This window comes from Neobacillus ginsengisoli (assembly GCF_030813055.1).
The window spans coordinates 153,799-165,203 of record NZ_JAUSTW010000001.1 but is presented as its reverse complement, the minus strand read 5'-3'; the positions used below and the strand labels follow the sequence as shown (position 1 = coordinate 165,203).

The 11,405-nt window shown below is 40.6% G+C and carries 12 protein-coding genes and 2 other annotated features; of the genes, 2 read left to right on the top strand and 10 right to left on the bottom strand.

Annotation, left to right across the window (positions count from 1 at the left end; all coding sequences use genetic code 11):
• Window positions 1–252 precede the first annotated feature (252 nt).
• The 3 genes from pheT to J2S10_RS00875 all read right to left on the bottom strand — a co-directional run bounded on the left by pheT (window position 253) and on the right by J2S10_RS00875 (window position 4,872).
• On the bottom strand, window positions 253–2,667 hold the full coding sequence (gene pheT / locus J2S10_RS00885) for a phenylalanine--tRNA ligase subunit beta (protein WP_307403719.1): 2,415 nt from the start codon (window positions 2,665–2,667) through the stop codon (window positions 253–255).
• An 18-nt stretch (window positions 2,668–2,685) separates the two neighbouring features.
• Window positions 2,686–3,723, bottom strand: coding sequence for a phenylalanine--tRNA ligase subunit alpha (pheS, locus tag J2S10_RS00880; protein WP_307403716.1), 1,038 nt, complete (start codon window positions 3,721–3,723; stop codon window positions 2,686–2,688).
• 93 nt (window positions 3,724–3,816) lie between these two features.
• Window positions 3,817–4,058, bottom strand: a binding site (T-box leader).
• A gap of 61 nt (window positions 4,059–4,119) precedes the next feature.
• A complete protein-coding gene (locus J2S10_RS00875; protein ID WP_307403714.1) occupies window positions 4,120–4,872 on the bottom strand; it encodes a TrmH family RNA methyltransferase in 753 nt (250 codons plus the stop codon).
• Window positions 4,873–4,986: 114 nt separating this feature from the next.
• Here J2S10_RS00875 and sspI point away from each other — a divergent pair, with 114 nt between their 5' ends.
• The gene (gene sspI / locus J2S10_RS00870) at window positions 4,987–5,196 is read left to right on the top strand and encodes a small acid-soluble spore protein SspI (protein WP_307403712.1); all 210 of its coding nucleotides are present in this window, start codon (window positions 4,987–4,989) and stop codon (window positions 5,194–5,196) included.
• 180 nt (window positions 5,197–5,376) lie between these two features.
• Here the strand turns inward: sspI and J2S10_RS00865 are convergent, their stop codons facing one another.
• Window positions 5,377–6,462, bottom strand: coding sequence for a M42 family metallopeptidase (locus tag J2S10_RS00865; RefSeq protein ID WP_307403710.1), 1,086 nt, complete (start codon window positions 6,460–6,462; stop codon window positions 5,377–5,379).
• A 70-nt stretch (window positions 6,463–6,532) separates the two neighbouring features.
• Window positions 6,533–7,024, bottom strand: a complete 492-nt coding sequence (locus J2S10_RS00860; RefSeq protein WP_307403708.1) for a dUTP diphosphatase — start codon at window positions 7,022–7,024, stop codon at window positions 6,533–6,535.
• A 103-nt stretch (window positions 7,025–7,127) separates the two neighbouring features.
• Here J2S10_RS00860 and J2S10_RS00855 point away from each other — a divergent pair, with 103 nt between their 5' ends.
• A complete protein-coding gene (locus J2S10_RS00855) occupies window positions 7,128–7,508 on the top strand; it encodes a sigma-w pathway protein ysdB (RefSeq protein WP_307403706.1) in 381 nt (126 codons plus the stop codon).
• Window positions 7,509–7,525: 17 nt separating this feature from the next.
• Here the strand turns inward: J2S10_RS00855 and J2S10_RS00850 are convergent, their stop codons facing one another.
• The 5 genes from J2S10_RS00850 to thrS all read right to left on the bottom strand — a co-directional run bounded on the left by J2S10_RS00850 (window position 7,526) and on the right by thrS (window position 11,358).
• Entirely contained in the window at window positions 7,526–7,795 is a 270-nt protein-coding gene (locus tag J2S10_RS00850; protein ID WP_307403704.1) for a DUF1294 domain-containing protein, read from the bottom strand.
• Between the two features lie 57 nt (window positions 7,796–7,852).
• The gene (rplT, locus tag J2S10_RS00845; RefSeq protein ID WP_307403702.1) at window positions 7,853–8,212 is read right to left on the bottom strand and encodes a 50S ribosomal protein L20; all 360 of its coding nucleotides are present in this window, start codon (window positions 8,210–8,212) and stop codon (window positions 7,853–7,855) included.
• A 36-nt stretch (window positions 8,213–8,248) separates the two neighbouring features.
• On the bottom strand, window positions 8,249–8,449 hold the full coding sequence (gene rpmI, locus J2S10_RS00840) for a 50S ribosomal protein L35 (protein ID WP_307403700.1): 201 nt from the start codon (window positions 8,447–8,449) through the stop codon (window positions 8,249–8,251).
• A gap of 16 nt (window positions 8,450–8,465) precedes the next feature.
• On the bottom strand, window positions 8,466–8,969 hold the full coding sequence (infC, locus tag J2S10_RS00835) for a translation initiation factor IF-3 (protein ID WP_142292242.1): 504 nt from the start codon (window positions 8,967–8,969) through the stop codon (window positions 8,466–8,468).
• 148 nt (window positions 8,970–9,117) lie between these two features.
• Window positions 9,118–9,250: a sequence feature (ribosomal protein L20 leader region), on the bottom strand.
• 173 nt (window positions 9,251–9,423) lie between these two features.
• Window positions 9,424–11,358 carry a threonine--tRNA ligase gene (thrS, locus tag J2S10_RS00830; protein WP_307403698.1) on the bottom strand — a complete coding sequence of 645 codons (1,935 nt, stop codon included), beginning with the start codon at window positions 11,356–11,358 and terminating at the stop codon, window positions 9,424–9,426.
• Between the last annotated feature and the right edge of the window lie 47 nt (window positions 11,359–11,405).

Sequence of the window (11,405 nt, the reverse complement as noted above, 5' to 3'; positions counted from 1 at the left end):
TCATAGGAAAGTAAACCCTTCCCTTGTTTGTTCCTGAATAATTAAGATTTACAGTAAGCAGTAATCGTTTTGATGTATCATGTGTTTTTAATTGGCAAAGTTTTCGAAACTGCTGATTCGTAATTTTCGAATCAAAATATATATTTATCAGCGAATCGGAAATTCCCAACATGATTCAACAGAAAATAAAAAAAGAAAAAGCCAGCAAGAAACGGTCATAATTAACGACCTTTCCTAACTAGCTTCTTTTATTTAACCGCGTAAAACCGCTCCTGCCTGTTCTTTCAAGGCTTCTAGCACCTGATTGTGAACCTTTGTGACTTCTTCATCTGTCAAGGTCCGTTCCGGATCGGCATATTTTAATGAGAAGGCAATGGATTTCTTTCCTTCTTCCATCCGTTCACCCTCATATAAATCAAAGACATGCACTTCTTTAAGAAGCTGTCCGCCCGCAGTTAAAATAATATCCTTCAATGTTCCGGATACCGTTTCTGTGTTCGCCACAAGTGCAATATCTCTCGTGATGGACGGGAAACGCGGAATGGATTCATATTGCAATGGCGGAGTTTGTTCTTCAAGTACTGTTTTTAAAGAAAGCTCAAACACATAGGTGTCTTTAAGATCAAGCTCTTTTTGCACGCTAGGATGTACCTGACCGACGAATCCGATTTTCTTTCCATTTAAGTGAATTTCTGCTGTACGTCCCGGATGCATTCCTTCCACTTTTGCTTGCACATAAGCAATTTGTTCAGCAAGACCCAATTTAGCAAATAATCCTTCTAAAATTCCTTTTAATACGAAGAAGTCAACAGCCTTTTTTTCTCCTTGCCACGAATGAGCGTGCCAGAGACCGGTAATCGCTGCTGCTAAATGCTCTTCTTCAACGGGAAGTACATCCTTGCCATTTGCTAAAAATACTGCGCCTGTTTCATATACTCCTAAGCTATCGTTTTGACGGGCACTGTTGTATTTTAAAACCTCCAACAGCTGTGGCATGATGCTTAAACGGAGAATACTCCGATCCTCACTCATTGGCATCGCAAGGCGGATATAGTCCCTGCTTACAAGTGCGAATTGCGCTGCTTTTTCTTCACTTGTTAAAGAATAAGTAACAGCTTGATACAAGCCGACCCCTTCAAGGTATTGGCGAACAACCCGACGCTTTTTCTGGTAGTCAGAAAGCTTACCGGGTGTAGTAGAACCAAATGGCAAGGTTTTAGGAATATTGTCATAGCCGTAAAGACGAGCTACTTCTTCAATCAAATCTTCTTCAATTTTAATATCACCGCGCCGCGTTGGAGCAGTTACAGTGATTATACCTTCTTCAAGGGTTACAGCAAATTGTAAGCGGTCAAAGATGGCTTTTACATCATGGATGTTTATATCTGTCCCTAAAACACGATTGATTTTTTCCAATGTAATCGAAACAACCGCAGGCTCCACGGTAAGTGTATCAACTTCTCCGGCACCTTCCAATACTTCACCGTTCGCATATTTAGCCATCAGGTAAGCAGCACGCTCACCGGCTGCTCGAACCCGATTTGGGTCTACGCCTTTTTCAAAACGGGCACTTGCTTCACTTCTTAAACCATGGTCCTTCGAAGCTTTTCGAACTGCCGCACCATTAAAATAAGCTGCTTCCAAAAGTACTGTTGTTGTGTCGGCAGTAACTTCGGAATTAGCTCCGCCCATAACACCTGCAAGAGCAACAGGTTCAGTCCCATTCGTAATCACTAAATGGTCGGATGATAAAGTACGCTCAACGTCATCAAGGGTAACAAATTTTTCACCGGCTGTCGCACGGCGAACAACGATTTCTTTTGATCCTAAACGGTCATAATCAAATGCATGCAGCGGCTGACCGTATTCCAAAAGAATGTAGTTCGTAATATCGACTACATTATTGTGTGGACGGATCCCGGCCGACATTAATCGCGTTTGCATCCATAATGGTGCAGGTCCGATTTTTACATTTTTAATTAATTTGGCCACGTATAAAGGGTTGTCCTCATAAGCGTCTACGGTAACCTTAATATAGTCAGTCGCATTTTCATTTGTGGATTGTAGGCTAATTTCCGGAAGTTTCACTTCCCGGCCAAGAATCGCCGCGACCTCATAAGCTACGCCCAACATACTTAAGCAGTCAGATCGGTTCGGCGTTAATCCAAGTTCCAGCACTTCATCGTCTCGGTTTAATAATGCTAATGCATCCGTTCCAACCTCTGCATCACCAGGAAAAACAAAGATTCCTTCTGAATATTCTTTCGGAACAATTTTCCCTTCCATTCCAAGCTCTGTTAACGAACAAATCATTCCATTTGATTCTTCGCCGCGGAGCTTTGCACGCTTAATTTTAAAATTGCCCGGCAATACAGCACCAACCATTGCCACCGCAACCTTTTGACCTTTTGCCACATTGGATGCACCACAAATGATTTGAACCGGTGCTTCTCCCCCAACATCAACAAGGCATTTGCTTAACTTATCAGCATTGGGATGCTGCTCGCGTTCAAGGATGTAGCCAATTACAACACCTTTAATGCCCTCGTTTAGCACTTCTACCCCTTCTACTTCGATTCCGCTTTTGGTAATTTTTCCAGCTAATTCTGTTGCCGTTACTCCGGATAAATCAACATAGTCCCGAAGCCATTTATATGAAACAAACATGTCGTAATCCTCCCTTAATTATTCGTGTTTAGCAAATTGTTTTAAGAACCGAACATCATTTGTATAGAAATGACGAATATCGTCAACACCGTATTTCAACATTGCAATACGCTCAGGTCCCATCCCAAATGCAAATCCAGTATATTTTTTCGAATCATAGCCGGCCATTTCCAGTACGTTTGGATGAACCATACCGGCTCCAAGAATTTCAATCCAGCCAGTTTTCTTACAAACGTTACAGCCTTTTCCGCCGCAAATTTTGCAGGAGATATCCATTTCTACAGACGGTTCTGTAAACGGGAAGAAGCTTGGGCGTAATCTAATTTCGCGGTCTTCACCGAACATTTTCTTTGCAAAAACCTCTAACGTCCCTTTCAGGTCACTCATGCGAATATTCTCACCGACCACAAGACCTTCGATTTGCATAAACTGGTGGGAATGGGTCGCGTCATCATTATCGCGGCGGTACACTTTACCAGGGCAAATAATTTTAATCGGGCCCTTGCCTTGATGCTTTTCCATTGTCCGTGCTTGAACCGGTGATGTATGCGTGCGAAGTAAGATCTCTTCTGTGATATAGAAGGAATCCTGCATATCCCTGGCTGGGTGCCCTTTCGGTAAATTGAGAGCTTCGAAGTTATAATAATCTTGCTCTACCTCGGGCCCTTCTGCTACCTGGTAGCCCATGCCAATAAATAAATCTTCAATTTCTTCGATGATACGTGTTAATGGATGGTGGTTTCCTACTTTCACCGGGCGTCCGGGAAGGGTAACATCAATTGTTTCAGAAGCTAATTTTTCAAACACGGCTGCTTCTTCCAAATCCTTTTGCTTTGTTTCCATTTTTACGGAAATTGCTTCACGGACTTCATTTGCGAGCGCCCCCATGACTGGGCGCTCTTCAGCTGAAAGCTTACCCATGCCTCGTAATACTTCTGTAATTGGACCTTTTTTGCCTAAATATGCGACACGAATGTCATTTAATTCCTTTAAGCTCGAAGACTGTTCAATTTTTTGAATAGCCTCTTCCTGCAATTCCTTTAATCGTTCTTGCATTGGAATTCCTCCTTAATTTCGTAAAATAAGACCTTGGTTTGGCCATACTTTTTTCGAATGAACTTTTTTACAAATAAAAAAACCCCATCCCTGGAAAGGGACGAGGTTTATATTCGCGGTACCACCCTTGTAAACACCTTATGTAAAAACACATGTGTTCGCTTCATTTGGATAACGGCACAGGCCGATGCATCTTTACATTTCTATAAGAAATGGTCCCGATGCCAACTCGGGAGGTGAACTTCTTCTGCCATTCCCATAAAAATGCTTGCAGTCGTGGCACTTTCTCCCTAAATGGTGTTAGGCAAAATACTTTTCTCCGTCATCGTTTTTAATTTTATCAATATTGTTGATTATTATATAATAATTTTTCTTTTGTTTCAAATCAGTTAGCGCTTATTTTTTTAAATAATATAGAAGGATGCCGGTTGCAACCGCGACATTTAACGATTCACTTTTCCCAAAGATCGGGATATAAAGGTTCGCTGTTGTGTTAACAAGTATATCCTTGCTAACACCGTTACCTTCATTCCCTACAATAAGCGCAAAGTGGTCGGTTGGAGAAGTCTCGGTATAAACGGAAGCATTTTCAAGGGCAGTTCCGTATACCGGTATCTCTTTTTCCTTTAGCTTCCGGGTCCATTCATTGATGTCACCGCGAATGACAGGTAGGTGAAAATGGCTTCCTTGGGCCGATCGAAGTACTTTTGAATTAAAGGTGTCAACACTGCCACGTCCGACGATTACAGCATCGATTCCTGCTGCATCGGCTGTTCTGATCATCGTACCGAGATTACCGGGATCTTGGACCGCATCAATTAGAAGGAACGTTTTCGCATGATCAGCTGTTTCCATACTTAACTGGCGGCAAACTGCATAAATTCCCTGCGGAGTTTCTGTATCCGAAAGGGAATTGGAAATATCCTCGGTCACAACTGTTACAGCTGTGGCACCTGAATCCCAGCGCGGCGGCAGACCCACTTGTTCGGAAACGATGATTTCTACAACTTGTTCACTTTGTTTGAGCGCCTCTTCAACTAAGTGAAAGCCTTCAACAATGAACATTCCCGTTTTATCCCGCTCTTTTTTTGTTAATAGCTTTTTCCATTGTTTAACCTGTGGATTATTGATAGATTGAATATGCTTCAAACCTTATGCTCCTTTTATTTTGATTTTTTCATTATAGCCTAATTTAGATACATAATAAAACCAAATAAAGGAAAGATAGTATAGAAATACAGGTTAAAAAAGGAGTGTGCATTCATGAATTTAAATTTACGAAATGCCATTATTCACAATGTATCCGGTAACTCACAAGAAGAATTAGAAGATACAATTGTTGATGCCATTCAAAACGGCGAAGAAAAAATGCTCCCAGGCCTTGGCGTGTTATTTGAAATCATTTGGAAAAATTCATCGGAAGATGAGAAAAAAGAAATGCTTGGATCCCTCGAGAGCGGGTTAAAGCAATAGGTTTTGGCCGGTGCTGCTGATCAATCGATCAGCAGTTCTTCTTTCGAATTAATGATTCTAATTGCGAATTGAACCATTTTATTTACGGAAAAAATAATTTTATTTGCGATTCGATATGATTTATTCGCGAATCTAAAAACAAGAAAAATCCTCGGCAAATTTGCTGAGGATTTACAACTTTTATTCAAAAGTAATCTTATCTACCGTTTCGCGGTCTAAGCGCTTAATCACTTCGACAATCAACTTCACTGCGTTTTCGTAGTCATCGCGATGGAGCATGGCAGCATGTGAATGAATATAACGGGTTGCAATCGTTATTGCGAGTGCAGGGACACCGTTATGTGTCATATGGATGGAACCGGCGTCTGTACCGCCACCCGGGATTGCATCAAATTGATATGGGATGTTTAGCTCATCGGCAAGATCTGTTATAAAATCACGTAAGCCTTTATGAGAAACAAGGGAAGCATCGTATAAAATAATTTGCGGACCTTTGCCCATTTTACTCATTGCTTCTTTTTCTGATATTCCCGGTGTGTCACCGGCGATACCAACGTCTACACCAAAACCAATATCCGGCTCAATTTTAGAAGCGGATGTACGGGCGCCGCGAAGCCCTACTTCTTCTTGAATCGTTCCAACACCGTAAACGACGTTAGGATGGTCAGTACCCTTTAATTGTTTCAACACATCAATGGCAATTGCACAGCCAATGCGATTGTCCCATGCTTTTGCTAAAAGCATTTTTTCATTATTCATCACTGTAAATTCGAAATAAGGCACAACCATATCTCCGGGACGTACGCCCCATTCCATTGCATCCTCACGGCTTGATGCTCCAATATCAATAAACATATCTTTTATTTCTACCGGTTTTTTGCGGGCTTCCGGCGATAGGATATGCGGAGGTTTTGAACCGATAACCCCGATCACATCACCTTTTTTCGTAACGATGGTGACTCGCTGTGCAAGCATAACCTGTGACCACCAGCCGCCAACCGGTTGAAAGCGAAGGAAACCTTTGTCATCGATTTGCGTAACCATGAAGCCTACTTCATCCAAATGGCCGGCAACCATGATTTTCGGGCCGCCTTCTTTGCCAACTTTTTTAGCGATTAAACTTCCAAGACCGTCTGTTGTAACTTCATCCGCATATGGCGCTATGTATTTCTTCATGACTTCACGAACTTCACGCTCGTTGCCGGGAATCCCCTTGGCATCGGTTAAGTCTTTAAGCATTGTTAACGTTTCATCTAAATTTGCCATTGTTTCGCCTCCTTTATGTATGTACGCATTCATTATACAGATTTAACCGAATTATTTACAAATTTTTCTGCTAATAGTTATTTTGCTGTCTTACATAATTTACTTCGTTTTTCTTAAAATATGCTTGTTCTATTTCTTTCTTTGTCAATCCAAGTAGTGAGGCCAAATGGAAATATGCTTCGAACAATCGAATAAAATCATTAATCTCTTTGCTCGTGCGAAAACTGCAAATCATTTCATAAACCAGAAGGAATTGCTCGTTTACATTTGCAAGCAGCTGTTTTTCTTCCAAAAGAACTGATTTTTCATCGAACCCGCATTCAATCCCGAGCGATAAAATAAAATGAATGCCATCGACAAACTCCTCTAAAACCACTTCTTTTGCTGAAGAAGGTTTTACACTCCAAAACTTAAAACACCGGGTTTCATTTGCTAATTCTCCGATTTCAACAAGCAATGCAAGAACCTTTCTGTTAAATAAATCCTCATCCTGAAGCTGATGCTTTTCTTCAATATGAGCATCTAATGCTTTTTGCATTTTGAACAATTTTTCAAGCTGCATTATTTCTATCACTCCTTTTAAAAATTATATCAAAACAAAAAACTTTTGAAACTTTTTACTTTGCGAATCGTATGAAAGGAAAAATGGCTGGGAGGCTTAACCAATGATTTGGTTGCTGCGCATTGTCTTATTGTCCTTCATTATTTTCTTTTTTTATTTTACCTTAAAACCTTTTTTTACTTCTAATAGAAGGTTCGAGACTGCGAGAAGGCAAAAACGTTTTTTGCTTCTTGACAATGAAGATGTCAGAAAGAATTTTTTGCTTACCTATAAGGGTGTTGTATTTGCCGGTGAGAAATATCTGGGGGCAACTGATGACACCTTCGATGTAGTCTCCATTTCGATTTGGCCGCAAAACACATCCTCATTAAAGGGGTTAGTCAAAGAAGACTTTAATTTTATGGAGAAAAAAATCCATGTGCACTATCCTAAAGCGGAAATCATTTGGAAAATTCCAGTTAATGAATTACTGCAAAAAAATTAGCCGCATTTCAGCGGCTTTTAAACAGAAAAATAGATGAAAAGAATTATTTCAACTATTGCAAGCAACGGAAAACCAATTTTAAACGACAAATGCTTTGTTTTATGGCGGTATATCTGCATCCCCATGGTAGTTCCAACTGCGCCGCCAAATAATGCGACAAGCCATAGCGTTTTCTCACGAATTCGGTACTGGTGCTTTATGGCCCTATTTTTATCAATCTGCATGATAAAAAGTCCAATTATGTTCATCAGCAAATATGCCACGAATAGTAATGTCTTTATATCCATTCTCCAATCCCCTTATAGAAAAAGCCATTCCCGATTAGAGAATGGCTTTTTAAAAAATTACTTGTTATATTGTTGTTTTGCAACATTTGCGAATTCAGCAAATGCGTTTGCATCACTTACTGCTAATTCAGCAAGCATTTTGCGGTTTACTTCGATACCAGCAAGCTTTAAGCCATGCATTAAACGGCTATAAGAAAGACCGTTCATACGAGCTGCTGCATTGATACGAGTAATCCAAAGTTTGCGGAAGTCGCGTTTTTTCTGGCGACGGTCGCGGAATGCATACATTAATGATTTCATAACCTGTTGGTTAGCAACTTTATATAATGTATGTTTGGAACCGTAATAACCTTTTGCTAATTTAAGAACTTTTTTACGACGCTTGCGCGTAACTGTACCGCCTTTTACACGTGGCATGTAATTCCCTCCTATATAAATCGATCACTTCTAGTTTTACTTCATGTAAGTTAATAATTGACGAATGCGTCTGAAATCGCCTTTAGAAATAAGTGCTGATTTGCGAAGCTTACGCTTTGCTTTTGTGGATTTGTTTGCAAATAAGTGACTTGTATAAGCGTGGTCACGCTTTAATTTACCAGAACCAGTTTTCTTGAAACGCTTTGCAGCGCCACGGTGAGTTTTCATTTTTGGCATTGGGATATCCTCCTTATTACTTGTCGATTTTAGGTGCTAAAACCAGGAACATGCTCCGTCCATCCATTTTCGGATGTGACTCGATGGTCGCCACTTCTTTGCACGCTTCAGAAAAACGATCTAAAACACGTTGACCGATTTCTTTATGGGTAATCGCCCGGCCCTTGAAACGGATTGAAGCTTTTACCTTGTCGCCTTTTTCCAAAAACTTAATGGCATTGCGAAGCTTTGTATTAAAGTCATGCTCATCAATTGTCGGGCTTAGACGAACTTCTTTAGTAGTAATGATTTTTTGATTCTTACGAGCCTCTTTTTCTTTCTTCTGCTGCTCGAATTTAAATTTGCCATAATCCATAATGCGGCCTACCGGAGGCTTTGCATTTGGTGCTACAAGTACCAAATCAAGATTCACTCGTCCGGCAATCTCCAAGGCTTCAGTTTTGGTTTTAATCCCCAACTGTTCGCCATTTTGATCAATTAGGCGAATTTCGCGAGCGCGAATGCCTTCATTTAACAACATGTCTTTGCTAATAATTAGCCACCTCCAAGGTTAATGTGAATACAACGAAAGGGTCAAGATGGTGCTTTTAGAAAAGGCTCCCTTTTCAAACCTGACACTTGACACCTTGCTGAATCGACAAATATTAAGCAGTGCTTTGTTTAAATACACAAACAAAAAAGTGCGGATGAAAACACCCACACTTTACGAAACATCATTAATGAATCAATTGTTCACGTAATAACCTGCCAACTGCCTATTCGCGTCAATCAGGTGAGAAGCGGGTGCTTCTTCTTTTCCCAAAATCGTATTCTATTTTTATACCTTAGTTACTATATCATAAACAAAGACGTAATGTCAAACGAATATTTATATGACAACGAAATGTATTGTAGCAAAAATAATAGAATTATTCAATAGGTTTATTTTTATTTTTTCATAAAAGAAGAGAGGCTGCCCTCTCTTCTTTTTATTTTTATCCTCTTGAAACTTCTGCTTTTAACGAAGCAAGAAACTCTGCAAATGGCTTTGTTTCTGAGTTTTGCTCCCCATATTTGCGGACGTTAACGGCATTATCTTCCACTTCTTTATCACCGACAACGAGCATATATGGAATTTTTTGCATTTGTGCTTCACGGATTTTATAGCCGATTTTTTCATCACGGCCATCTAATTCTACCCGGAATCCTTCATTTTGAAGCTGTTCCTGAACTTGCTTTGCATACTCGAAATGGACTCCCGGCGAAACAGGGATCACCTGTACCTGAACAGGAGAAAGCCAGGTTGGGAATGCCCCTTTGTATTCCTCAATAAGGAAAGCAACGAAACGTTCCATAGTGGAAACGACACCACGGTGAATAACAACAGGGCGATGCTGTTTACCATCTTCGCCAACATAGGATAAATCGAATCGTTCAGGAAGCAAGAAATCTAATTGAACAGTTGAAAGTGTTTCATCCTTACCTAAAGCCGTTCTTACTTGAACATCGAGTTTAGGGCCGTAGAATGCCGCTTCTCCTTCTGCTTCGAAATAATCTAAACCAAGATCATCCATTGCTTCTTTAAGCATACTTTGTGCTTTTTCCCACATCGAATCATCATCGAAATATTTCGCTTTATCCTGAGGATCACGATAAGATAATCGGAAAGAATAATCCTTTAAATCAAAGTCTTTATAAACATCCAACACTAACCGAACAACGCGTTGGAACTCTTCTTTAATTTGATCCGGGCGTACGAAGATATGGGCATCATTTAATGTCATTCCGCGAACGCGCTGCAAGCCGGATAGAGCACCGGACATTTCATAACGGTGCATTAAGCCAAGCTCGGCGATCCGAATCGGAAGCTCACGGTAGCTGTGAATACCATTTTTATAAACCATCATATGGTGAGGACAGTTCATTGGACGAAGGACAAGTTGTTCATTATCCATTTCCATAACAGGGAACATATCATCTTGGTAATGATCCCAGTGTCCGGAAGTTTTATAAAGATCGACACTTCCCATCACAGGAGTATAGACATGGTCATAGCCAAGGCGTACCTCTTTATCGACAATATAACGCTCGACGATCCGGCGAATTGTTGCCCCTTTAGGCATCCAGATTGGAAGTCCCTGTCCTACCTTTTGTGAATTTGTGAAAAGGTTTAACTCTTTACCAAGCTTGCGATGGTCCCGCTCTTTCGCCTCTTCTAACAAGCGGAGATGCTCCGCCAACTCCTCTTTCTTAAAGAATGCTGTGCCATAAATCCGCTGCAGCATTTTATTATTGCTGTCTCCGCGCCAATAAGCACCCGCAATACTCAATAGTTTAAATTCCTTGATTTTACCGGTTGACGGTACATGGATTCCACGGCAAAGGTCAAAAAAATCACCTTGTTCATAGATTGTTACTGTTTCCTCATCAGGAATCGCTTCAATGAGTTCCAGCTTGTATGGATCATGAGCTTCTTTAAAAAGCTGAACCGCTTCAGCACGGCTGACCTCTTTGCGAACAACCTCAATGTTTTCATTGACGATTTTCGCCATTTCTTTTTCAATCTTCGGCAGGTCTTCAGGAGTTAACGATTCGTCAAGATCGATATCATAATAAAAACCGCCTTCAATGACCGGACCCACACCAAGATTTACTTTTGGATACAATCTTTTAATCGCTTGAGCCATTAGATGTGCTGTACTATGGCGCAAAACTTCTAGCGCATCCTTTGAATCAGCTGTAACAATTTCTATTGAACCGTCTACAAGGATTGGACGGCGAAGATCAAACATTTGACCGTTCCATTTACCTGCAATTGCTTTTTTCTTTAAGCCCGGGCTAATGGATGCAGCAATATCTTCCGTTGTTGTCCCTTTTGGAAACTCCTTTACTGCCCCATCCGGAAACGAAATCTTAACAACGTCTGACATGGTAATTCCTCCTTTTTAATTAAGCGTAATTTGTAGAACAGAGCCCA